Origin of the sequence: uncultured Tissierella sp. (assembly GCF_902479755.1) — a bacterium.
Taxonomy (GTDB): domain Bacteria; phylum Bacillota; class Clostridia; order Tissierellales; family Tissierellaceae; genus Tissierella; species Tissierella carlieri.
In genome coordinates this window covers 1-26,288 of the sequence record NZ_CABSQO010000028.1, presented here as the reverse complement: position 1 = coordinate 26,288, position 26,288 = coordinate 1, and the positions used below count along the sequence as shown (strand labels likewise).

Below are 26,288 nucleotides of genomic sequence, written 5' to 3'. Positions count from 1 at the left end.
AATCATTTTTGAGTATTTTTGAAGTTTTTTGAAACTCCGTATATATAATTGACCTAGTCTAATAAAAAAGGAGGCAGGTCAATGGACAAATTAATGGAAATCAATGGAATTATCAATGATTTTGTATGGGGTCCACCAATGCTTATATTATTGGTTGGTACCGGAATTTATTTAACTCTTCGCACTAATTTTTTCTCAATTACAAAGCTTGGCTATATTTTAAAGAATACCTTACTTAAGATGTTCGCTAAGGATGACCATGGTGAAGGTGAGGTAACAGCATTCCAGGCAGTTGCCACAGCATTAGCTGCTACTGTAGGTACAGGTAATATTGCTGGTGTTGCTACTGCAATATCTATTGGGGGGCCAGGAGCAGTATTCTGGATGTGGATTGCTGCATTATTTGGTATGACTACAAAGTTTGCAGAGGTTGTACTAGCAGTTCATTATAGGGAAAAGACTCCTGACGGAAGATTTGTCGGAGGTCCGATGTACTATATTACAAATGGATTAAAATGGAAATGGCTTGCATATATATTTGCATTCTTTGGAGCTTTAGCTGCATTCGGTATAGGAAACATGGTTCAATCCAACTCTATAGCAGAATCACTTCAAGTAACATTTAATATTCCTAAATTATGGACAGGAATTGCATTAGCAGTATTTGCAGCTATGGTTGTTATAGGTGGTATTAAGAGAATAGGTTCTGTAACTGAAAAATTAGTACCTTTTATGGCAGCATTCTATATTATAGGCGGTTTAGTAATAATTATTATTAATGCAGCACATATTCCAGAGGCATTTGGATTAATCTTTGGCTCAGCATTTACTGGAACAGCTGCTGTAGGAGGATTTGCAGGTTCATTCCTTAAGGATGCTATGAGATATGGAGTTGCACGTGGGGTATTTACTAACGAGGCAGGACTTGGTAGTGCACCGATAGCTCATGCAGCTGCGACAACAGATCACCCTGTACGTCAAGGATTATGGGGAGTATTTGAAGTATTTGTAGATACAATAGTTATTTGTTCCATAACTGCATTGTCAATTTTAACTACAGGTGTATGGCAAAGTGGAGCAACAGGAGCAGCTCTTACAACTGAGGCTTTCAGCCATGGTTTACCGGGAACTTGGGGTGGAACTATAGTTTCCATAGGTATTTTACTATTTGCATTCTCTACTATACTAGGTTGGGAATACTATGGAGAGCGTTGTGCTGAATATTTATTTGGGCCTAAAGTTAATATGATTTATAGAATCTTATGGATACCTTTTATAGCTGTAGGTGCTGTAGGTGGACTTGAAGTTCTTTGGGCTTTAGCAGATACATTAAATGGTTTAATGGCTATTCCAAACTTAATAGGAGTTGCGGCTTTAAGTGGAGTTGTTATTAAACTTACTAAGGAATTCTTTGCAAAAGAAAGAGCTCTTGGTAATAAATAAATTATAAATAAAGAGGACAGATCTTTTTAATGGATCTGTCCTTTGTTTATTGATGATCTCTCATTTCTTTTCTATATTTCTCCATGACCCCTGCGAATATTTCAGCACTGGTAGGCGGAGTATAGGTTATAGCATTGGCTCCAGCTTCTATGGTTTCAAGGATAGACTCTTCTGTAGGACCACCTGTAGCAATGATAGGTAATTCTTTTCCAAATTCTTCCCTTATTTTTCTCACGAGAGAAGCTGTTCTAGGACCACCAGATATATTTAATATACTGGCTCCGGACTGAACCTTGCCCTTATAATCGTCACATTCTGAAACAACAGTAGCTATAATAGGTATGTCGATTCTACCCTTCATTTTAGAAATTACATCATTAGCTGTAGGAGCATTTACTACAACTCCATATGCACCCATGAGCTCTGCCTGAAGGGCGATATCAACAGACCTTTTGCCAGTTGTAAGTCCACCCCCTACACCTACAAAAACAGGAACTGGAGCAACTTCAAGTATAGCTTGAGTAATAGACAATTGCGGGGTAAAGGGATATACTGCTATAATTGAATTGGCATTTGTATTTTTTATAATAGCCACATCTGTTGAGAATAGCAAGGATTTGATCCTTGTCCCTAATACTTTTATACCACTAGCTTTATAGATTACAGGCGGAACCTCTATGATCCTAGATCTAAGCTGAGATTTTACTTCTGGTATATATTTTTCTTTTTCCATAAAACACCTCCTAAAGATATTTATATAATTATATTATACCCATAAATATTGTTTTCCTCTATGATTTTCTTTTTACATAATCTTGCAGTTAAAAGTATGCTATAATGGATATATAAGACAAATCATAAAAATAGCAAGGGAGTGAATTGACATGAAGGGACTACCGAATTTGAGTGCACTCTGGGAAACTGCTATTAGCATCATACCTCTAACCGCTATATTAGCTGCACTTCAGATATTTATCCTAAAAAAGCCACTACATAATGTGAGGGATTTTATAATTGGATTTATATTATCTGTACTAGGTTTACATTTATTCTTAAAAGGTACAACCATGAGCTTAATACCTTTAGGGGATTCAGTTGGTAGAAATTTTGTAATTATTGAGAAAAAATGGATTATACTAGTAATAGGGTTTGTAATAGGTTATGCTGCTACTTTAGTAGAACCAGGATTGAAAGCATTAGCTTTAGAGGTAGAAGAATTATCTCAAGGAGCTATACCACATATGGTCCTAATCCATGGAGTTGCCGTGGGATTTGGCTGTGGTATGACAATAGGTTTATTAAAGATATTATTGAACCTTCCATATATAAAAGTCCTTGTACCACTGCTACTAATAGTAATACTTCTATCTTTTTTCGCACCAGAGCCATTTGGTGCAATAGCATTTGATGCTGCATCTGCTACAACGGGACCTGTAAACATACCAATCAATATGGCTTTGGCTGTAGGGTTGGCTTCAGTTATTAAAGGGGTTGACCCATTGATATCTGGTTTTGGAATAGTAGGACTTACATCCATAGGCTCAATGATTTCTGTAATGATATTAGGTATATTAACTAAAATTTAGGAGGTGGTATTGTGATTGAAATTAGATGTATAATAGCCGTAGTTGAAAGAGGTAAAGCTGAAAAAGTAGTAGATGCTGCAAAATCAGCAGGAGCTAATGGTGCTACTATTTTCTATGGTAGAGGAACAGGAGAATCTGAAGTAAAAAAGTTCTTAAATATGCATGTTGAAGCCTCTAAGGAGATAATCTTAATTCTAACGGAAATAGATAAGTATAAGAATATAATGAATGCAATGGTAGAGGCAGGACAGCTTAAGAAACCAGGGACAGGCATTATTTTTACAGTACCAGTTACTAATTTAATAGGTTTACATCATAGAGAAGAATTTGAGGAATAATAAAGTACAAGGGGGATAAATTATGTTTAAATGGAAGGACGATTTCAGTGTCAACATTGAAAAGATTAATGAACAACATAAGGAACTATTTAAAATGGGTACAGAATTATATAACTTAGTTTCTGCAAAAGATGGAGTTGATCGCTATGATGAAATTATGACTGTAATCCATAGATTGGCAGAGTACACTATAGAACATTTCACATATGAAGAAGAATTGATGAAGATTCATGGGTATAAGGATTTTGATAATCACAAGAAACAACATGATGCATTTGTAGCTAAGATTCAGTCTATTAAAGCTGATGATGTAGATGTAAAACAAAGAAAAATTGGTATGGATTTAATTGTTTTTATAGCTAATTGGATCGAAAATCATATTCTTGTTACAGATATGAAATATAAAAACTATTTAAATAGTAAAGGCGTTTATTAAACTCTTCTAATAATACACATTAGATTGGGATAATGAAGGGGATTTAATATGAGAAAAGTACATGTGGAATATATGAAGGATTTACCTATAAATATATTTTTAGCCAATATCATGGAATACCCAATCCATTGGCAGGATTCCATTCAAATTTTGTTTGTTCTGAAAGGCACTATAGATGTAGGTGTAGAAAATGAAATATATACATTAAATGAAAGAGAAATAGAGATAATCAACGTCAATGAAGTGTATAGTATAAAGTCCAATGATCCAGATAATTTAGTCCTTGTACTCAATATCGACCCTAATTTTTTTGAAAGATATTATGATGATGCCAAGGAAGTATTCTTTTATACAGATTCCTCAGAGGGAAAACCCCAAGAAGATGAAAAATATCATGAGTTAAGAAAGTATATTTCGATACTTCTTTACGAAGCAATATCTAAAATAGATGATTATGAAGATAAGATAGAAGAATATTTATTAGATATGATGTATCATCTATTAAATAACTTTCACTACCTTTTCTATGAAGGAGAAGGCTTAGAAGAGGATGACGAACAGTTAGAGAGATATCATAGAATAGTTAAATATTTAAGTAATAACTATATGAATAAGGTAAGTTTGCAGGAAATAGCAGACAAGGAGTTTCTCAGCTCTCAGTATTTATCTTATAAAATCAAGGATATATTAGGCCATGGATTTAATGAGTATTTAAATCAAATAAGGGTAGAGGAATCTACAAAACTACTTTTAGATTCAGATAGAAATATATCAGAAATATCAGAAGAAGTAGGTTTCTCTCATGTAAGATATTATAATAAACATTTTAAGCTTCATTATAATTGTACACCTATGCAGTATAGGAAGAAATATAAAGTAAGTGAAAAAGAACTTGAGAAGATGACAAAGGTTAAATACTTTAATATTAGAGAAGCCATACCTTATCTTACTAACTATATTGAAGATTATGAAAGGTATGATTATGATAATAGAATTATAAAGATTGATATAGATTTGAATAAGGATACTATAGATGAATATAGGAAACCAGATATAATAGATTTGGGGGATATTTATCTTCTTCTTGAAGAGGAAAATAGAAGAATTCTAGAGGAAATACAAAGAGAGATAGAATTTAAATATTGCATAGTAAATAAACTTTTCTCTGAGGATATGGATATTTATAGAGATAAGAATCATAAATTTATTAACTGGACTAGAGTTGAAAATATATTAGATTTTTTAAGAGATCAGAATCTTATCCCGATAATCATTAGTGAAAATGTTGAAGAATATATAATTAATGATTTTATAAATCATTTTTCTAATCTCTATGATGAAGATGTGGAGAAATGGTTAAGTATGAGGATAGAAGATTTAGAGCCATATTTCCCAAAGAAGAAAATTAGTGGAATGCAGGATACGATTTCTATGGTACCTTATGTACTATATAATTATATTCATTTGAATAATAGAGTTGTATTAAATATGGTAGATGAAATATCTAAGGAAACCATATTAAACAATGATACCTTCTTCGGTGGAAATGGTATATTTACATCTAACTACTTAAAGAAGCCTTCCTATTATGCTTATATGTTATTATCTCTTTTAGGAGATAGAGTAATAGATAGGGGGGAAGGTTATATAGTTACAAAATCAGAGTATGGATATCAGATAATGCTTTTTAATCCTGTAGAAATAGATGAAAAGGTAATATATGATAGCCTTCCTATGGATAAGATTAAAGAGCGAAAAATCTCATTAAATATACTAAATATGGAATCAGATTTTCAAGTCACTAAATATGTATTAGACAAGGGATTTGGCTCAGTATATGATAAATGGCTGGGTTTAAATAGACCAGAAAGATTAGATAATGATAATTGGGAATTACTAAAGGAATATGTACATCCCAATGTATCTTTCTATTATGGAAAAAAATCTACAGTATATAATACAGTTGCTACTATAAAACCATATGGAACTGTGCTTTTTGTACTAAATAATGTACTAAATTCATAAATTTTTGGATTATCTTAAGGTTTTTGAAAATCTTGTTTATTCAAAAAGCCAAAAACAATCCAAGATAGAGGATAAACAAGTGAATGAAAAGGAACCTCCATTTATGTTAACATAATAAAGTAAGATAAATGGAGGTTTTATTATGGGTAAAAACAATAAATTATTCGGAGAGGAAAAGATCGGTAAACTATTACTTAGATTTTCTATTCCAATAATAATTTCTTTCTTAGTATCAGAACTATATAATATGGTGGATACGCTATTTGTGGGAAGAACTGTAGGTGGATATGGAATAGGAGGATTAGTACTAGTATTTCCTATACAAAGGATAATAATTGCATTGAGTGTAATGATAGCTGTAGGAACATCAACAGCATTTTCTAGATCCAACGGACAAAATAATATGGATCAATCTAGAAAAATTGTTAGAAATGGTTTTTCTTTATCCTTCTTATTGATGGTATCTATTACGGCTATTATATATATATTCTCAGAGAAGATACTTTTAGGTCTTGGTGCTAGTCATCAGACATTACCTTATGCGAAGGATTATTTAGATATAATAATATTTGGATCTACGTTTTTAAGCTTAACAACATTTATATCTAATATAATGATATCTGTAGGGAATAATAAGGTTTCAATAATAAGCACCAGTATAGGAGCTATAATTAATATAATCCTTGACTATATTTTAGTTGTAGAGTTTAAAATGGGAGTTAAAGGGGCAGCCATAGCTACAACGGTTTCTCAGATAATTGGATTTAGTTATGCTTATTATAATTATTCAAAGGTAAAGAAAGAATTTAAAATACCATCAGGTTTTGAATTTGATAAAAGGCTAATAAAAGCAATTATATTAGTGGGTTTATCTGCATTTATTATAGAATCAGAAGATGGAGTACTAATGGCAGTACGCAACCATTTGTTACTTAATACAGCAGGAGATAATGGAATCATAGTACTTGGGGTTATATCTAAGATATATATGTTCCTGTTTATAACAATGTTTGGAATAGCTTCAGCTATGCAGCCAATAGCTGCATTTAATGTAGGGGCTAAGAATTATAAGAGATTAAAAACGGTAATGCAGAAAACTAGCATATATGCCTTTCTTACATCTATGATAATGTGGTTAATTGCTATGATTTATACTCCACAATTAATATCTATATTTGTGAAGGAGCCTGAGATAATATCTGAATCAGTAAAAGCATTTAGAATAGTGGTGGCAGCACTTCCGATGGCTAGTATTTATTATGTATCTATATTTTATTTTCAAGCCCTTGGAAAGGCAAAGACATCAATATTTTTATCAATATCTAAGCAGCTAATTTTAACCATACCGATATCTGTTATATTAGTGAAAGTATTTCATTTAGGAGCTATGGGAGTTTGGTTAGCTTATCCAATATCAGATATTTTAGCAAGTATTGCGTCATATATGTTAATAAGAGAAGAGAGACAAGAGTTAAATATAAAAATAGAAAATGCAAGAGGGACGGTTCCTTTTGCTTCACACTAACCAATGAGTCAGAGATTAGTTCTCTGGCTCATTATTATATTTGGTATGAAGTATGATTTTTTTAGGGTATAATATATAGAAATATACTGAGGTGAGTAAAATGACTAAGGAAAGTAAAAATATAGCTAAAATAGTAAATACGCCTCTAGGTTCTCTAATACATGTAGGAGAGAAAAAGGTAGAAAATATTAAAATTACATATACAAAATATAATAACCTAGAACTTGAAAGAAAAGAAATAAATGATTTAGGTAAGTTTATAAATGATACAGATGATAAAGTGAAATGGCTAGATATAATAGGAATCCACGATACAAATTTAGTAAATAAAATATGCCAATCACTAAAGGTACATCCACTAGTAATAGAAGATATATTAAATACATCTCAAAATCCAAAAATGGAGGACTATGATGATTATATATTTTTAGTCACTAAGTTAATGTATTTTAATGAAGAAGAGGAATTAGAAACAGAGCAAATATCATTTATATTATTCAAAGATAAACTTATATCTTTTCAAGAGCTAGAAACAGAGCTATTTGATGGTATCTTGTGTCGACTAAAGGAAGGTACTAATATAAGGAAAAACGGAGCAGATGATTTATTATATGGATTACTTGATGCAATAGTAGATAATTACTTTTTAATAGTAGAAGATATAGGAGAAAAAATAGATACTATAGAAGATGAATTACTATTAAATCCTAAGAAGGAGATACTCCAGAAGATCTATATCTTGAAGAGGGATTTGATTTATATTAGAAATTCACTTTGGCCTATGAGAAATGTAATCAGCAGCTTATCTAAAAATGATTATGATTTAATAGATGGTAAAACAATTTATTATTTAAGAGATGTTTACGATCATGTAATCCAAATGATAGATATTATAGAAACATATAGAGATATATGCAGTGGTATGCTGGATACTTATCTTTCCAGCATAGGAAATAAAACAAATGAAGTGATGAAGGTTCTTACTATATTCTCAACCATATTTATACCTTTAACATTTCTTGCAGGAGTATATGGTATGAACTTTAGATACTTACCAGAATTAAATTGGAAATATGGATATTTTAGCTTTTGGATAATAAGCATTATAATTATTATATTAATGTTAAGATTTTTTAGAAAAAAAGATTGGCTATAGAAATTTCTTAGCCAATCTTAAATTTTTCTCATTGTAAGGAGGGTATAGTATATTGCTGTCAAGTCTTCCATTAGATTTAAATATACTTTTTTCATGGGAAAAAGTATCAAAGGTGTATTTTGAGTGATATCTTCCCATGCCGCTGAAACCAATTCCTCCAAATGGAAGATGAGAGTTCGCAACATGTGATATTGCGTGGTTAATACATCCTCCGCCAAATTGGATATTTTCAATAATATAGTCCTCAATATACTTATCTCTTGTAAAAAGATATAAAGCTAAAGGATAATGATTTATCCTAACTATATCCAAAACTTCTGAAATATGATTATATGTTAATATAGGAAGTATTGGACCAAATATTTCTTCCTGCATAATTGGATGATTCATATCTATTTCATCAACTAATGTAGGGGCAATGAATCTATCCTCTTTATTATAAACTCCACCTTCTAGAATATTACATCCTTCTAATAAAGATATAAGTCTATGAAATCTCTTTTCATTGATTATTCTACCTAGATTTTCAGATTCTTTACCATTATCTCCATAATAATTTTTGATATATAGCTTTATACTATTAATTAAAGTTTCTTTTTTAGATTCATGTACTAAAAGGTAATCAGGTGCTACACAGGTTTGGCCTGCATTATAAAATTTTGCCCAAGTAATTCTTTTAGCTGCAATATCTATATCTGCGTCTTTGTAAACTATGGTTGGCGATTTCCCACCTAATTCTAATGTCACAGGTGTTAAATGTTTTGCCGATAGTTCCAATATTTTCTTGCCTACATTTACACTTCCGGTGAAGAATATATGATCAAATCTATAATTCTCTATTAAAGGTGTAACAGCTTCAGAACCTGGTCCTTCTACTACACTAATATAATTATCAGAAAAGGCCTCACGGATTATCTTGGAAATTATCTTTTCAGTTTCCTTTGATTGATTTGATGGTTTCAAAATAGCACAGTTTCCTGCGGCGATGGCACCTATTAAAGGTGATATGGCCAATTGAAATGGATAATTCCACGGGCTGATTATCAACACTACTCCTTTAGGTTCTGGATAGATAAAGCTATTAGCTGGCTGTAGATAAATTGGGGTAGGAACTTTTTTAGGCTTCATCCAATACCTTAAGTTTTTTATTGCATGATTTAGTTCTTGATATACAACACCTATTTCAGCAGTATAGGATTCAAATATAGGTTTACCTAGATCTAATGTCAGAGCATTAATTATATTCTCTTCATTTTTCTCTATTATGTTTCTAAGTTTTTTAAGCCCAGTTATTCTAAATTCATAGCTTCTAGTGTTTCCATTATCAAAGTACTCTCTTTTTGATTCATATAAGTTTTGTAACATAGGATCATTCCTTTTCCTTTAATATAGATATATAATATCATATAATTTTCAGATAGAGTCTATACTTTTAATCTTAAATAAATAAAGAAAATAAATATTTCAATTGCCCTAAAAAACTATTGAAAAAGTGTAGTGGAAGTGTTATTCTATATATACAGACACTACATAAGTTTAAAAATATTGTACCCGTACGGTGAAAGGGGAGAGATTAAAAATGAAAGATATGGATACTAAAACAATAACAAGAATAGCTGTGCTTATGGCTCTAACAACTGTGATGACTATGGTAATCCATATACCTACTATAGGAACAAATGGATATTTAAATTTGGGGGATATGGTGGTATTTTTGGCAGCTATAATGCTAGGCAGAAGAGGTGGATTCTTAGTAGGAGGGTTAGGATCAGCCTTAGCAGACATATTATTGGGATACACTCATTATGCTCCTATTACTTTTATAGTAAAAGGGTTAGAGGGTTATATAGCAGGAAAAATACTTGAGACTAAACTAGGGGAAAGAACACCGATTATAGCCACAGTTATTGGCGGAGTATTTATGGCATTTGGATATTATTTTGCAGAAATATTTATGTATGGAGCAAAGGCAGCATTAGCATCTATACCGGGTAATTTAATGCAAGGCTTGCTTGGGGCAGTTACAGCAGTAGTATTATATACAACATTAAAAAAGACAAGAATAACCAATTAAATAAAGTCTGACAGAAATTTTCTGTCAGACTTTATATTTTATAGGCTTTCAAAACACTTATCTTTATTTTCCCATATCCAGATAAGCATCTTCCTATTTTGCATTGTAAGATTCTTAAGTTCCTCTTTTCCATCTAACCAGGCAATAAAAATCATTTGAATGGAATAGATTACATAAGGAATTGCAAGTTTTTCGGCTTCTGTCAATTTACAGATATTATCATATCCAGTAATTATTCCCTTTAATATTTCATCCCATTTTTCAAACCTATCAGCAATTGTAGTAGCTTCAGCTAAGATTCCTGTTGCACAGTAACAAGGATCAAAGATTCTTACATTTCTCTCGCTGATTTCAAAATCAATAAAGCCACTTACTTCATCATTATGAAACATAATATTTGACGGATTAGGATCACGATGAATTATATGTCGTGGTAGTTCATTATAAAGCTTACTAAAGTTTTCAGTAAAATCCTCATAGAATCTATCGGGTAATGGACAACCCCATTGTTCCATAGTTATTTTTGTCTGGGGCAATGCCCAGCCTAATACAGTTTTTAGGAGATTATTGTCATTAACTTCTAAATTTTTATCTTGTTTTTTAAGGATTTTGTGTAGATTACCAATGGCTTCACCATATTTTTTTCCTATTTCAATTCTATTCCCTGCATAACGTTCTTCAGGTGTTAAAAATTTCCCCTTGATATGATTGGTAAGACAAAAGTATTTGTCATCTTTAATAATGAAATCCTCATCCTCAATGGTTTTAATAGGAGTTGCTGCAAGGACTCCAGATTTTTCTAGTTCCTTTGAAATGGCGATATGTGTTTTTAAACCTGCAATATTTTTTCCTGTTTTGAAGATATATTTTCCATTAATTAACCATGTATTATCAGATTTAGCTGTACCACCTAAAGTAAAGGTATCTTCTATTTCTAAATTTGAGTCTAAATTCCAATTTGACAATATCTGTTTTATTTCTCTCTGTGTTAGCATAATTTTTGCCTCCCTAATTAAATTTACTGCCATTGGTTTTTTAGCAGTATTTAATTTTAAATATTTTGTAGGAGAGCAGCCAAATTCACGCTTGAATGCTTTAAAAAATCCTGCATAGGTATTAAAACCATATAAAAGAGCTATATCAATTGTTTTTTTGCCGATTTGAATCTCATAAATTCCATGGTAAAGCCTACGCTTAGTAATAAAAGCAGCTACAGGCATACCTACATAGTTAGAAAAAATACGACAGAAATGAAATGTTGAAAATCCTGAGATTTCTGCAAGCTCTGATAATGAAAGTTCAGATTTTAGATTCTCTTCAATATAGTCAATTGATTTTTGAAGCAATTGAATAGTGGTCATGGCTATTCTCCTCTCTGCCCTAGGGTAATATAAGTTTAGCATAGGGATAGAGCAAAAATGTTTCCTGTGTTGCTATATTAATTTCCTGCCTTCAAATGTTTTCCAATTTTATAACCTTTAACCCCTAAAGAATCTTCTTTCATATCTGCTACTTCACAGTCCTTAGTAGGATTATTTAGTTCCTGATTTTCTCTGGCAACAGAGAGCATTAACTTAATCCTATTTTCTTGATTGACCTTAGTAGCCCCCGGGTCATAATCAATAGGGACTATATTTGCACTAGGGCAGATGTCTCTAATTTTACGTATCATTCCTTTTCCTACTATATGATTAGGCAAACATCCAAAAGGTTGAGTGCATACGATATTTTCATATCCCATTTTAACTAAATCAACCATCTCAGCAGTTAATACCCAACCTTCTCCCATTTTACAACCTTCATTTATGATATCGGCAGATAAGGACTTTAAATGTTCAAATGAAGAGGGTGGAGTAAAATTACTATATTTTTTCACTGCTTTGATAATCATATTTTCGTACATTCTAAGGTACTTCATTATTAATGAGGCACTGGTCCTTTTAATCTTACTTCCACCATAGATATCAACATCTACCATAGAATTATCTACAGTATACATTGCAAACCCCATAATACCAGGAACCATGATTTCACAATCTTCACTTATGAGAAAATCTTCTAGATGGTTATTGCCTAACTTTGAGTATTTTACATAAATTTCCCCAACGATTCCTACTTTTATTTTTTTCTCGTTGAAAACTGGAATCTCTCCAAAGGATTTTACTATTCTTTCTAAGTTTCTATTTATTTCTTTTATTTTATATCCTTTGTCATGTTCAAACTGTCTTCCCAAATGATTAATCCAAAAATCTACCAGATTCTCACTACTACCCTTAAAGATTTCATAGGGCTTAACTTGATTTTTTAAAAGCATCAACATATCACCATAGGTTAATGCTACTAATAGTTTGTTAATCAAAGGTAAAGTAAGTTTAAATCCACTATTCTTTTCAAGTCCCTTAACATTGAAGGAGATAATGGGGATATTACTATATCCAGCTTTTTTTAAAGCTTTTTTAAGTAAATGTATATAGTTGGAAGCCCTGCATCCTCCGCCCGTTTGGCTAATAATGAGGGCCACCTTATTTAAATCATATTTACCACTATTTAGGGCATCTATCATTTGACCAATAACAAGTAATGCAGGGTAACAGATGTCATTGTGAACATATTTTAATCCCTCGTTTACTACAGAAGAGCCTTCATTTTTAAGTATTTCTACTTTATATCCATACTGTTCAAATACATTTTTAAAAAGAGAAAAATGGATTGAAGACATATCTGGAATTAAAATAGTATAATCTTTTTTCATTTCTTTAGTAAATACGACATTTGAATCCTCTATATTAATATGATCTGTTGTCATATTACCATGACTCCTTTCATTGGTTGAGAGCTTCCATTAGACTGCGAAGTCTAATTTTTACAGCTCCAAGATTTGTTATTTCGTCTATTTTTATTTGAGTATAGATTTTTCCTTCATTTTCTAATATCTCACTAACTTCATCTGTAGTGACTGCATCTAAACCGCATCCAAAAGAAACTAATTGTACTAAATTCATATTATCTTTATCTCCAATATATTTAGCAGCAGCATATAGCCTAGCGTGATAGGTCCATTGATTTAAAACTGAAGTTGGAAATTTGGATGTATTTCCGCTAATAACATCCTCAGATATAACTATAGCACCTAATTGGCATATTAATTTATCTATTCCATTATTTATTTCAGGATCTACATGGTAAGGACGACCTGCCAAAACGATAATGGGTAGATTATTTTTATTTGCATAATCTATATAATGTTTGCCCATGGCTTGAACTCTTTCTAAATAAGAATAGTATTCTTCATAGGCCTTGTTAGAAGCCAGCTTTACTTCTTCTAAAGTAATATCCTTAAAACTTCTGCCTAAAATTCCATGGATTTTCTTTATAAAATCCTTAGGTCTGTGAAGACCAATATAATCATAGATAAAGTTAATATTTTTAATTTGCGGGACATTTGCGGCTACCACTTCAGGATAGTATGCAACCACGGGGCAGTTATAATGGTTATCTCCTAATCCCTCATCTAAATTATAACTCATACATGGATAGAATATATTATCAACCTCTCCATCTATTAAGGATTCAATATGTCCATGAACGAGTTTTGCTGGATAACAAATGGTATCAGAAGGAATAGTATGTTGACCTTTTAGATATAAATCTCTATTGGATTTAGGAGAAATGATTACTTCGAATCCTAATTCTGTAAAGAATTTATGCCAGAAAGGTAATAATTCATACATATTTAATACCATGGGTATCCCTATTCTGCCTCGTTTTCCCTTAATAGGCTGATAGTTATTTAAGAGTTTTAGCTTATAATCATATATACTTAATTGTTTTCTACCTTCTTTCTTAGCTAGGGGTTTTTCGCATCGATTACCGCTAATAAACTTTCTGCCATCATCAAATGTGTTAATAGTCAATCTGCAATTATTGCTGCAAAGTCCACAAGTAGAGCCTTGTACTTCATGAGAGAAAGATATCAGTTTATCCTTTGATAGAATAGTAGAAATATCCTTAGCATTAGATTTTGCATAAAGGGCTGCACCATAGGCTCCCATTAAACCTGCGATATTTGGTCGAATAACTTCCTGCCCTAATTCCATTTCAAAAGCACGAAGTACAGCATTATTCAAAAATGTGCCACCCTGAACTACAATATTCTTACCCAAACCCTCTCTAGATGTAACTCTAATCACTTTATATAGCGCATTCTTAACTACTGAAGCTGATAAACCTGCTGATATATCTTCAATGGTAGCTCCATCTTTTTGAGCTTGCTTGACAGAAGAATTCATAAAAACTGTGCAACGTGATCCTAAGTCTACAGGATTTGAAGCAAAGTTTCCTAGGTTGGCAAAGTCTTCAATGGTATAATTCAAGGCTCCGGCAAAGGTTTGTAAAAATGAACCACAGCCAGAGGAACAAGCCTCATTCAAAAATATATTATCAATAACACCATTTTTTATCTTAAAGCATTTAATATCTTGTCCACCTATATCTATTATAAAGTCCACATTAGGCCTAAATTTCTTAGCGCCAGTAAAATGTGCAATAGTTTCTACAATACCATAGTCTATTTGAAAGGCGTTTTTTAGTATTTCTTCGCCATATCCAGTTACTGTACTAGACCTTATGGTGATATTTGGAAATTTATTATAAAAGTCTTGTAGAAAGTCCTTTACAATAGACACAGGGTTTCCTTTGTTGAGAAGATAAACTGAATTTAGAATATTTTCCTCATCATCAATAATTACCATCTTTATTGTAGTGGAACCTGCATCGATACCAAGATATGCATTTCCATTGTATTCATTAGGATTTGAATATATTACTTTTTCCTCATTGTGTCTAGAAATAAAATTATTATATTCTTCTACACTATGAAATAATGGAGAAGTATGAGCGAAATCTCCATCACTATTTTGATTTTCAATCATAGCTATGGTAGATTTTAGATTTACTTTTTGGGATTCAGACATAAAGGCAGCACCTAGGGCAACAAAATATAAGGAGTACTCTGGACAGATACCTTTTGTATCAAGAGTTTTATCAAAGCTTCTTCTAAGCTCTGATAAAAAGGTAAGTGGTCCTCCAAGATATACAACATTACCTAATAATTCTCTACCTTGAGCTAATCCTGCTATGGTTTGATTTACAACAGCATAAAAGATACTAGCAGCAACATCATTTTTCTTAGCTCCCTGATTTAAGAGGGGCTGAATATCTGATTTCGCAAATACCCCACATCTTGAGGCAATTGTATATAACTTATCATAAGATTTAGCTAAATCATTCATCTCACTAGGAGTGATGTTAAGTAAAGTTGCCATTTGGTCAATAAATGCCCCTGTACCACCAGCACAGGAGCCATTCATACGAACTTCTAATCCGTTGGTTAAGAAAAGTATCTTCGCATCTTCTCCTCCTAATTCAATAACTACATCTGCCTCTGGTATCAATTTTCCCACTGCTATACGTGTTGCATATACTTCTTGAACAAAGGGGATTTTACATCTATCGGCAAATCCCATACCAGCAGAACCTGAGATAGATAGATTAACATATTCATCACATTGACATTCTTCCATAATTCTTTCTAGCAATTCTTTAGTTTTTTTAGTAATCTGAGAATAATGACGCTCATAGGAACTAAAAACTATATTGTCATATTCATCTAATACAATACACTTTAATGTTGTAGAACCTACATCAATACCGATTCTCATTTTTATCGTCCCTTCATTTCTATATAATTAACTTTATTATACTATATCACAGTTTTATTATTATTCAATATTCCGATAAAATTTAACAAACACCTCCAAAAAAATAAAATAGAGGATAGTAAGAATACTGTCCTCTGCTTGTAAAATAGGTTGTTTTATTTATCTTTTTTGTTATGATCTAACTCAGAAAGCTTTTTCTTAATATTAGGAAAAGCCTTTTCTAAACGCCTATGGATAAATCCTTTTTCTTTTGACAATTTTTCATATTTTGTCTTTAATTCTTCAATATGTAGCTTTCTTTCATCTATAATATCTTTAAAATCCGACTTCTGTTCTGCAAGTCTATTTTTCATATTATCTTTAGTTTTAATTGCTAATGTCATACCTTTATAAATATTCTCACCTACATCTTCTGAATAAGATCTTAATTTTTCAGCTATTTCTTCAAGTATACGCATATGTTTTTTTATTTTCATGATACCTAAAATTGTTATAAAAAAATCTGCTATAAAATATGCCAAAAGTATAATCAATATAATATTACCAATATTACTATTGAAGATAGATACAAGCTTTGAAATTGACGGATGAATTATATCTATCATAAAGACTCCGGCAAGACCCCATATAATCGAAAAGGAGAGACATACATAACCTCTTATATTAAAAGGCATATCGTTATAGTCCCACCACTTATCATTAAATACTTTTTCAAGTATAAATCCTGTAACGAGTTCCAAAGTCGATGTAAGCAAAAATGCACCTAAAAATAATAGAAAGAAATTTTTTGATAGGTCTTCTAAGCAAAATATCAATATTATCATACCGAAGCCATAAATTGGACATACAGGACCATTTAGAAAACCTCTATTAACAAATTTCCCAGAGGTCACTACATGATAAGCAACTTCTACACACCAGCCTAAGAAAGCATAAATAATAAAGAACCATAAATATTTTAAAATAAAATTCATCATATTATATCACATCACTATATTTTATTAGATTAGTTAATGATATAATTATAATTCAAAAAATCAATAAATGCAATTTGCTTCAATGAATTAAAGTTAATTAGGAAATTATTAATATTTTGCTATAATATTAGTAACGAAAGGGGTGCTTATATGATAAAGATACTTTTAGTAGAAGATGACGCTACACTAGATGCCCCATATGAGGTTGCTTGAGTATATTTTTCTGGGTTAGCTATTAGGTCTTGGACTTTAGCTATAGTAGCGGCTCGTTCAGCCTTGGCTCTTTTATCATACTTTTCACTGTAGAATACAACTTGCTTTTCATCAACTGGTTTTTTCATCTTTCTTCCACTTACTGATGTTACTTGTATTGCCCTTGGATATAGCCTTGATTTTCTTTTGTATTCTTTACCTAGCCACTCATAGCCATCTTGATTAAGAACATAATCTTTAAGTTCTTTGTTTTCACCTCTAACTGACATACTAAATACATAACCATTTCCTGCAGATAAAGTATACCAGATATTATCACCAGTAGTCATACCCTTATTGGCAACAACCACACCACCTTACCAAGCTTATAATCCTTTTTAATTCTAGATAAGTTTGGACGATAAGTAAGGCAATCATTAGTGTTGCCAGGAGATAATTGATATGTAATAGGTATCCCGTTATTATCAATAAATAAATCCATTTGAACAATTAGATTGGGGTGACGCTCCTTGGAACACCTTTTCTTTTAAAATCATCGATCTTATCAGTTTCAAAATAATAATTTGTAACATCGTAATAAACAAGCTTAGTATCTCTTCCGTAATTGTTTTTAATTTTATTGCTAATCCAAACTTGTAAATTATCCTTATGCTTGTTAAATAGAGAAAGACAACGGTAAACATCATCAAGAGAATAGTCATTATTTTCGAAGAAACGATCTCGTTCTTCAAAAGACTTCTTCTTAGAAGCAGGATTTGATAGCCTAGAGAAAACAAGCATCTTCATAATGGGATTAACATCATATTCTTCATTAGAATGTCTTTGCATATTAACTAAAAATGTGTGTATCCCAAGCTCATGATATATTTTACTTAAAGCAGCATAACCAAAATTCTTACGATTTACAGAATTAGCAGGAATTAATTCATCCCTTGTAATAGTAAAAGATACAGGGGCATTGTCTAAAAGACGCTTAGCATTCATACGCTTAGTCTCTTCTGTGAAAAAGGCAACAGGATCATCATATTCCTTTTCCAGTTCATCAAGATATCCAAGAGACTTAATAACTTTAGCCTTAGTAATTTTTGTTTCTTTATCTCGATAATTATGAACAATGGATAAATATGTTTTGCCAGTTTTTTTATTAAAGTTTTTTAGATACATTGGAAACATACTTCTTTATATCTATATTACAACACACATTTCCACGTATCACTACATAAATATGACAATAAAATAAAATAAAAATACTCAACTTCATTTGTAAAATCAATGGGCTCGGGTTATGTTAATTTAAAAGTTGCAGCAGAATCATGGTGGTAAATTCATGTATAATAAATCGACAAAGTATATCAAAATATGTCGAAAAATGAGCAAAACCAATGGGTTGACAGGTTTTTTTATGAATGATATGCTGATTTTAGCAACAATACATAATTCAGATATTGAATAATGACATAAATATAATATATTGAAGAATCCATATTTGGATATTATTTTCAAATTGTATTCTTAAGAGGCATTATTTTTTGAAGAAGTTAATTAATAGAATTATGTAATTTCAAATTTACTAGCAAAAGAGGTTGCTTTAATATAAAAATATAAATAAGTCCACCTAAGAAATGTCAATGACTAATTTAAAAACATTTGATATTTCAGTTGAACTAAAAAAGTGCAACTTTTATAAACCCTTTGATTGTATGTCAAAAAGTAAGAATTCTTCTATAGAATTACACTATGTAGCGACGTCACATTTCACTTTTAGGTAATTCTTTTGATGTTCTTCTGGAGTAATGATCTCAAATTCTTTTTCATCACGCAAAATGGCAAATACAATGTTGCATACTTTATGAAAGGTCTGGGGTCTATCGAGAACCGTCAGACATGTTAAATACAGAAGTAATATCTGATGAAGGAAGAACTACTTCTTCTGTTACTTAATAATAGAAATGTATTAACACTATAGTCCTTAGTGACTATAACATTATTATACTAGGAGATGATCTATTAATGATAAAATATAATGCAAATGATTTCTTTATGATTCGTACTCCATTATTATCAACTAATGATTATTTATTAATGTTTGATAATGTCTCTGAGATTGATATGAAAAAAAATCTTAAAGATAAGTTCAAAGAACCTTTTCTAAATGAAACATTGGCAGTCGCAAGTAATGACCTGTTAGAAGCTTTAGATAGAACAGACATAACTGATTCATCAAAATCTTCTGATCAAGTAACTTCGTCATTAATTAAATATTTTATTAGGTTGTCAACACGACCAACACCCTTTGGATTATTTTCAGGTATATCAATGGGAGAATTTGATAAGGAATCAAAAATAATTATTTCTGAAAAATCTCAACATACAAAAAGAGCAAGAGTTGATATGGAATGGTTGTATGGAGTTATAAAAGAAATAGAATCCAATCCAAAAATTAAAAATGAATTAAAAGTTATTTTTAATGACTACACATTTATAAATGGTAATAGAATTGAAAAACCAAATAAGACATTTTTAGAACATAATGAAGCAGGCCATGATGTTCAAGAACTATCAACCACAGTAAGATATACATCTCAAGTTAAATTAGTTGAAAATTTATGTCAGAAACCACAAAAATTATCTTTTTTAATTTCTTTTATTTCAGAAAAGAATCCAAATGTACCAGTTGAACGTATAGAAAAATTTATTATTCAATTATTTGAAAATGAATTTCTTATTTCAGAACTTAGACCTCCAATAATAAATACTGATATTTTAGACTATGTTATAGGTGTATTAAGTAATATTAAAAATAATGTAGATGTAGATTATTATTTAACAAAATTAAATGAAATAAGGAATAATATATCGAAATATAATTCACAATCTATTGGAAGTGGACAAGATATATTAGATAAAACAATCTACATGATGAAAGATATATATAAATGTAAAAATTATCTTCAAATTGATATGAAAGTAAGTACTGAAGCTAATATTTTAGATGAGTCTGTAAGAGAAGAACTAGAACAGTTTATTAATGCTATGTGTAAAATAACACCCGAATATAATACATCTAATGATATGGATAAGTATATAAAGATTTTTAATGAAAAGTATGGCTATAGGTCAGAAGTTCCAGTACTAGAATTATTAGATACTGATAAAGGTATAGGAAGTCCTGAGGATTATATAGATGATGGAATTAATATAATTTCTCCAATAAGAAAAAATTCATTAAAAGAAATACGTATAGATCTATTAAAAGAAAGAAAAATATTATCTGCAATAAAGGAAAATAAAAAAATAGTTGAGCTTACTGATGATGATATTGACTATATTGCTGGTGAAGAGTTTCAAAACTTTAGTAATAAAACTTGTTTAAAATCTTTGGAATTATTTTTAATAGCACATCCTAATAATCTAAATTATTCCTTTACACTTGCACCTAGTCTTGGCTCTAATGGTATTGGAAAAACTTTTGGAAGATTCACAGATTTGTTTACAGTAAATGAAAATAAATTTATTGAAGATGCTTTTAAAATTGAAAAAGAGTATTCATCAGAATACATAATTGCTGAAATATCAGAATTACCCATAAATGGAAGAACCAGTAATGTTTCATTAACAAATAGTGACTATGATTATCAAATAACTTTAACATCAAATTATACTGATGAAAAAATTCCTATTTCTATTAAAGATTTATATATAGGTATAGATAAAAATAATTTTTTTTATATAAAATCTAAAAAACTCAATAAAAAAGTAATAGTTACTATGACTAATATGTTAAACACTAGAAATTCAAGCCCAGTATTAAAATTTTTAACAAAAATCTCATCAGATTGTCAGATAAATGTATTAAATGGGATTTCAATGTTAAGAAATATGGAGTGTGAATATTCTCCTAGAATTGTTTATAAAAGAATAATAATAAAACCTGAAACATGGATTATTTCAAAAGATATTCTTAAAATGAGTAGTAATAAAAAAGATGAGTTTATCAAAAAATTTAATTTATATAGAGAAAAGTGGCATATTCCAAGATATGTATATTTGGCAAGGTTTGATAATCGCATTTTAATGGATATTGAAAACCCTATGCATATAGATCAAATTTATAAAGTTGTAAAAAAGGATACTATGCAGACTACATTATATGAAATGGAATGTGATTTTAATAATAATGTTGCTGTAGATGGAAAAGGCAATCATTATATAACTGAGATAGTTGTTCCATTTATGTTATCATCAAAAAATAGAGATATGCAAAAAGAAGATAGTAAAATAATCAATACTAAATCTGATATTTCTCTAAACTGTATGAAAATAAATAGAGACGAATTAATTCTTCTTCCAGGAAAAGAAAATTGGATTTTTTATAAATTATATGGTTATGGAAAACGACAAAATGAAATGATAGCTTATATATATGATTTTTTAGAGCAATTTGCAAATTATGGTATAGTTCAAAAATATTTTTTCATTAGATATTCAGATCCAAAGCCTCATTTACGCTTACGTATACAAGCAAAGGAAGGTTTTCTTACTTCTTTGTTTGAAAATATGAATAAATTACTTGAAAATTTTAAAAACAAAGGATTTATATCAGAAGTATTAATAGATTCTTATAAAAGAGAAACGGAAAGATATGGAGGACCAGATTTAATTAGAGAAGCTGAAGAATATTTTTGTCATGAAAGCCATTTAATAATGAAAACAATGAATAAATTTTTTGGGAGTTATGAAGAAGAAATAGATTATATTGGAATTTCATTTATTATTAGTACCTTAAAGGCTTTTGGGCTTACTCGAGATAGACAACAAATGTTTTTAGATTCAATGAACTTTGAAGATATATCTAAGACAAGAGAATATAGAAAATTATTACAAAAAAATCGTGATACTTATATGGGTGCTGTTAATGATGATAATTGGAAAACCATACGTAGTTTAATTGAATATCCAGATATATATAATCTAATAACTGAAACATATACTGGACTTAGAAAGTATGCAAAAGCTGTTTATGAAATAGATAAACAAGGAGAAATTACTAATACTATAGAGAATATTATATCCAGTATAATACATATGTTTTGTAATAGATTTGTCGGCAATAATATATGGGAACGTAAAATATATTCATTAGCAAGAGATGGCTTAAGATCATTACAAGGTTATCTTAAGTATAATTCTTAAGTTAATATATATGTTTAGAAGTAAATAACTTAATGATTCATATTCCCTTTTTTTGGCAGGGTAAGAGGGACTAAATAAAATTAAGGAGGTTAGATTATGGGAAATTTATTCGATGATTTTGATCTTGATGTAAAAAAAATAACTGAAAACAATTATGGTATAAAACCACTATCAGATGATACAGGTACATTAGTAACTGGCGATACATGTAAATGTCAATATACTGATAGAGATCAGTCTTATTGTTATTGTCTAACTGAAAATGATGCACCAGCATGTCTAATTACAGCACTACTAGGAGGAGGAAAATTCTGTTAAAAAGCAAATCCTAAATTATTTAAGTTTTAAACAATAATAATATAATTAAGCTTTAAAGATTCTAAAATTTAAATACCCTGCCAAATTTAAAAACAAGCAGATTGTTTATAGAAAATAAGTGTAAACCTTTATTATTTATAATTAGCAAATACCTAAAGTTGGAAGGAGAAAAATAATGATAGACCAGATAAAATTTAGAGAAATTATATCAAAAAAAATAAAATTAGAAGATTCTGTTTTAGAAAAATTTATTAATAACTCGGTATCCGATTTAACTAGGATTAAAATAAATATTGAAAACTTATCTTCATATGAAGCACTAGATGTATTATCTACATTAACATATTTTAAAGAATTTTTCATTTCTAAAGAAGAATGGGAAGATCTTGTATATATTTCTTTAAAAAATATACGTCAAGGTATTTATGATAATATATTTTCACCTTACTCTTCCTTTTCAGGTATTTGTTATATTACATATATTGTAAAAAACTTATTATTAAAATTGCCATCTTTATCAATTTTTTCAGACTCTTTGGATAATCTTCTTGTAGAAAATATTTATAAGTATTTAAGTATAGATAAAGATTATAAAGATTATATAGGTAAAGACTTTGAGCTTATTCAAGGCATTTCAGGGACTTTAAGTTATTTGCTTAACTTTAATGAAAATGAGAAATTCTATGAACTAACTATAAAACTAGTAGATGCACTAATAAAACATTCTCAAGAAAAAATTATATTTAATTATAAAGTTCCAGGTTGGTTTTATTACCCAAATAAGTATGAATATGAACTTGATCCAACATTAGATTCAACTAGTAGCTATATAAACTATGGAATATCTCATGGCATGTGCGGTCCTTTAACAGTACTTTCGTTAGTATATGCAAATGGATTTAACTCAAGTGGATTGATTCAAGCAATTAATGGTATAATTGAAGAATATTTGAAAGCATCATATTATGTTAATGATATAATATATTGGCCTGGTAGAATATCTTTTGAAAATTATATAAAAATGAAAAATATACAACTGAGTGAAATAGGTGAATGTCGTATGAGTTGGTGTTACGGTTCAGTAGGTATTTTACGCTCTTTATATATTTCTTCATTAGCAATATTAAATAAAAAAATTGAAAAGTTTACTGTTGATGAGATGCTTAAAATTGCACAGATGAATATATCAGATTATATGTTAACATCCCCGATTGTATGTCATGGTTTTGCTGGTACAGCAGCCATTATGAATGAAATGTATAAAGACACCAAAAATCCAATCTTTTGGAATAGAACTTTAGAATTAATTGAATATACAATAGAAAGCTATAACTTACATCATAATAAAAACTATAAAGTAGATACTGGTGATGAAATTAATAAATATGACTATCTTGTTGGATATACAGGTATATTACAAACAATCTATTCTATATTAACAGGTATTCCAAATGGCAATGAAAGTCGAATTTTAATAGCCTATAATTAAATGTTAAAAAGGAGTTTTGTATGATAAATAAAAAAAATAAAAATATAATATTTATATGTATTATACTTATCTTGATTATAATCACTTCTTTATTTATATTTAGAGATACAATTTTTCAAGATAAAAATAAAGATGATTTAAAAGTTTATAATCTCAAAAAACTTTGCAAAGTATGGGGCTATGTTAAATATACTCATCCTGCTTTTTTATTAGGTGAGAAAGATTGGGATGAAGAACTACTTAATTTAATTCCTATAATTGAAGAATCTAAAAATGAAAAAGAAGTTAATAATATACTCTATGATTGGTTTATAGGTCTTGGAGAAATAGACTATGGAAATTATCAAGGAAAATTCATAGAATGGGAAATAGCAAAAGAAGAAGAAAAAATAGTACAAGCTGATACAAATTGGATTAAAGATAAATCATATTTAGGAGATTCCCTTTCAGAGGCACTGTTAGAAATAAGGGAAATTCCAGAATTAGATAGAAGTAAAGCTCCTGTATTATTTGAAAAAGTTCTATCAACTTTTTTTGCAAATGAAAAAATTTATAAAGATATGGATTATAGTGATAGTAGATACCGTTTATTAAGCCTTTTTAGATTTTGGAATGCTATAGAATATTATTATCCCTATTTAGATATCTTAGATGATGACTGGAATTTAATATTAGAAGAATATATAGAGATTATGTTAAGTGGAATAGATAAACATAGCTATAATCAGACTCTTGCTTCACTTTCAACAAAACTTCATGATGGACATACTTTTTTTTCAGGTACTCAATTAGAAGATGTGTTTGAATTCTATGAGATTGAATTTGGTAAATATATAGCTCCAGTATATTTAACAAAAGCTGAGGGGAAATATGTAGTTGAAAGAATTGACAATGAATATAAAGATACATGCCCTTTATTAGTTGGTGATATACCTATAGAAATAAATGGTAAAAGAATAGAAGATGTTATAGAAGATCTAAAGAAATATATATCTATTCCAAATAATGAAAAAATATTAAACCCAATGGGTAGCATGATTTTAATATCTCATGAAAAAATAATGAATATAACTGTGCTAAGAGATAATGATAAAATAGAATATGAGCTTAAAGGAATGCCTTTTAATTTATATAATTACAACAATATAGAAGAAGATTATAAAATTTTAGAAAATAATATTGGACTTATAAATCCATCTAAATTAAAATTTGATGAAGTAGATATGATTATGAAAGACTTTAAAAATACTGATGGTATAATTATTGATTTACGACAATATCCTAAGAGTAATTTTGCTTTTTTACAAGAATATTTATTTGATAAAAGAATACCATATGCTAGTTTCAGTATTCCATCAAGATCAGTTCCAGGTGTATTTATAAATACAGAAAAGTTTACAGAATTTTCTACAGAACTTATATATGAAAATCCTATAGTAATATTGATGAGTGAAACTACCCAAAGTGCAGGTGAAACTTCTGTTTTAAGTCTTAGAGAAGCTCCTAATGTAACTGTCATGGGAGAAAATTCTATTGGAGCAAATGGAGATGTAAGTTTTATACAACTTCCTTGTGGAAATGCAATATCTTTTTCAGCTATTGGGGTATATACAGCTGAAGGTAAACAGACTCAAAGAATAGGGCTTAGTCCAGATATCGATATAGAAAAAACTATAGAAGGAGTAAGAGAAGGTAGAGATGAGTATATAGAAGAAGCAATTAAATATATTTTGGAAAATAAATAGTTGTTTATAATATATGTAATAATTTCAATAGATAATAAAAAGTATTATAA

At 29.8% G+C, this 26,288-nt stretch carries 21 protein-coding genes; 13 read left to right on the top strand and 8 right to left on the bottom strand.

Translation table 11 applies throughout. The annotated features are described in order from the left end of the window. Nucleotides 1-81 precede the first annotated feature (81 nt). The gene (locus tag RDK80_RS14245) at nt 82-1,443 is read left to right on the top strand and encodes a sodium:alanine symporter family protein (RefSeq protein ID WP_308524639.1); all 1,362 of its coding nucleotides are present in this window, start codon (nt 82-84) and stop codon (nt 1,441-1,443) included. Between the two features lie 46 nt (nt 1,444-1,489). Here the strand turns inward: RDK80_RS14245 and RDK80_RS14240 are convergent, their stop codons facing one another. Next, complete coding sequence (locus tag RDK80_RS14240; protein ID WP_256311407.1) at nt 1,490-2,176, bottom strand: hydrolase; 687 nt, start codon at nt 2,174-2,176, stop codon at nt 1,490-1,492. Nucleotides 2,177-2,327: 151 nt separating this feature from the next. On the opposite strand from RDK80_RS14240, the gene RDK80_RS14235 reads away from it, so the two are divergent. The 6 genes from RDK80_RS14235 to corA all read left to right on the top strand — a co-directional run bounded on the left by RDK80_RS14235 (nt 2,328) and on the right by corA (nt 8,509). Further along, on the top strand, nt 2,328-3,029 hold the full coding sequence (locus RDK80_RS14235; protein WP_094903096.1) for a DUF1538 domain-containing protein: 702 nt from the start codon (nt 2,328-2,330) through the stop codon (nt 3,027-3,029). A gap of 11 nt (nt 3,030-3,040) precedes the next feature. Further along, nucleotides 3,041-3,367, top strand: a complete 327-nt coding sequence (locus tag RDK80_RS14230; RefSeq protein WP_094903094.1) for a P-II family nitrogen regulator — start codon at nt 3,041-3,043, stop codon at nt 3,365-3,367. Between the two features lie 22 nt (nt 3,368-3,389). Next, the gene (locus tag RDK80_RS14225; protein ID WP_094903092.1) at nt 3,390-3,803 is read left to right on the top strand and encodes a bacteriohemerythrin; all 414 of its coding nucleotides are present in this window, start codon (nt 3,390-3,392) and stop codon (nt 3,801-3,803) included. Nucleotides 3,804-3,851: 48 nt separating this feature from the next. After that, the gene (locus RDK80_RS14220; RefSeq protein WP_094903090.1) at nt 3,852-5,828 is read left to right on the top strand and encodes a helix-turn-helix domain-containing protein; all 1,977 of its coding nucleotides are present in this window, start codon (nt 3,852-3,854) and stop codon (nt 5,826-5,828) included. 142 nt (nt 5,829-5,970) lie between these two features. Continuing rightward, nucleotides 5,971-7,353, top strand: coding sequence for an MATE family efflux transporter (locus RDK80_RS14215; RefSeq protein WP_308524638.1), 1,383 nt, complete (start codon nt 5,971-5,973; stop codon nt 7,351-7,353). A gap of 100 nt (nt 7,354-7,453) precedes the next feature. Continuing rightward, nucleotides 7,454-8,509: a magnesium/cobalt transporter CorA gene (corA, locus tag RDK80_RS14210; RefSeq protein ID WP_308524637.1), complete on the top strand. Its 1,056-nt coding sequence runs from the start codon at nt 7,454-7,456 to the stop codon at nt 8,507-8,509. Here corA and RDK80_RS14205 read toward each other — a convergent pair. Beyond that, nucleotides 8,504-9,874, bottom strand: coding sequence for an aldehyde dehydrogenase (locus RDK80_RS14205; RefSeq protein WP_308524636.1), 1,371 nt, complete (start codon nt 9,872-9,874; stop codon nt 8,504-8,506). The genes corA and RDK80_RS14205 overlap by 6 nt on opposite strands. 214 nt (nt 9,875-10,088) lie before the next feature. On the opposite strand from RDK80_RS14205, the gene RDK80_RS14200 reads away from it, so the two are divergent. Further along, nucleotides 10,089-10,583, top strand: a complete 495-nt coding sequence (locus RDK80_RS14200) for an ECF transporter S component (RefSeq protein WP_308524635.1) — start codon at nt 10,089-10,091, stop codon at nt 10,581-10,583. 38 nt (nt 10,584-10,621) lie between these two features. On the opposite strand, the gene RDK80_RS14195 is transcribed toward RDK80_RS14200, so the two are convergent. The 6 genes from RDK80_RS14195 to RDK80_RS14170 all read right to left on the bottom strand — a co-directional run bounded on the left by RDK80_RS14195 (nt 10,622) and on the right by RDK80_RS14170 (nt 18,657). Then, a complete protein-coding gene (locus tag RDK80_RS14195; RefSeq protein ID WP_308524634.1) occupies nt 10,622-11,944 on the bottom strand; it encodes a helix-turn-helix domain-containing protein in 1,323 nt (440 codons plus the stop codon). A gap of 77 nt (nt 11,945-12,021) precedes the next feature. Beyond that, nucleotides 12,022-13,389, bottom strand: a complete 1,368-nt coding sequence (locus tag RDK80_RS14190; RefSeq protein ID WP_276515584.1) for a 2-hydroxyacyl-CoA dehydratase — start codon at nt 13,387-13,389, stop codon at nt 12,022-12,024. Between the two features lie 16 nt (nt 13,390-13,405). Continuing rightward, nucleotides 13,406-16,303, bottom strand: coding sequence for an acyl-CoA dehydratase activase (locus RDK80_RS14185; protein WP_276515583.1), 2,898 nt, complete (start codon nt 16,301-16,303; stop codon nt 13,406-13,408). Between the two features lie 155 nt (nt 16,304-16,458). After that, nucleotides 16,459-17,280, bottom strand: a complete 822-nt coding sequence (locus tag RDK80_RS14180) for a putative ABC transporter permease (RefSeq protein WP_216559910.1) — start codon at nt 17,278-17,280, stop codon at nt 16,459-16,461. A 146-nt stretch (nt 17,281-17,426) separates the two neighbouring features. Then, complete coding sequence (locus RDK80_RS14175; RefSeq protein WP_308524633.1) at nt 17,427-17,843, bottom strand: hypothetical protein; 417 nt, start codon at nt 17,841-17,843, stop codon at nt 17,427-17,429. 139 nt (nt 17,844-17,982) lie between these two features. Then, on the bottom strand, nt 17,983-18,657 hold the full coding sequence (locus RDK80_RS14170) for a hypothetical protein (RefSeq protein WP_308524632.1): 675 nt from the start codon (nt 18,655-18,657) through the stop codon (nt 17,983-17,985). A gap of 163 nt (nt 18,658-18,820) precedes the next feature. Between RDK80_RS14170 and RDK80_RS14165 the strand changes: the two genes are divergently transcribed. The 5 genes from RDK80_RS14165 to RDK80_RS14145 all read left to right on the top strand — a co-directional run bounded on the left by RDK80_RS14165 (nt 18,821) and on the right by RDK80_RS14145 (nt 26,238). Further along, nucleotides 18,821-18,946, top strand: a complete 126-nt coding sequence (locus RDK80_RS14165) for a hypothetical protein (protein ID WP_308524631.1) — start codon at nt 18,821-18,823, stop codon at nt 18,944-18,946. A 557-nt stretch (nt 18,947-19,503) separates the two neighbouring features. Continuing rightward, a complete protein-coding gene (locus tag RDK80_RS14160; RefSeq protein ID WP_308524630.1) occupies nt 19,504-22,686 on the top strand; it encodes a lantibiotic dehydratase in 3,183 nt (1,060 codons plus the stop codon). 96 nt (nt 22,687-22,782) lie between these two features. Continuing rightward, nucleotides 22,783-23,004, top strand: a complete 222-nt coding sequence (locus RDK80_RS14155; RefSeq protein WP_308524629.1) for a hypothetical protein — start codon at nt 22,783-22,785, stop codon at nt 23,002-23,004. 175 nt (nt 23,005-23,179) lie between these two features. Then, nucleotides 23,180-24,493, top strand: coding sequence for a lanthionine synthetase LanC family protein (locus RDK80_RS14150; protein ID WP_308524628.1), 1,314 nt, complete (start codon nt 23,180-23,182; stop codon nt 24,491-24,493). Nucleotides 24,494-24,513: 20 nt separating this feature from the next. Further along, complete coding sequence (locus RDK80_RS14145; protein ID WP_308524627.1) at nt 24,514-26,238, top strand: S41 family peptidase; 1,725 nt, start codon at nt 24,514-24,516, stop codon at nt 26,236-26,238. Nucleotides 26,239-26,288 lie beyond the last annotated feature (50 nt).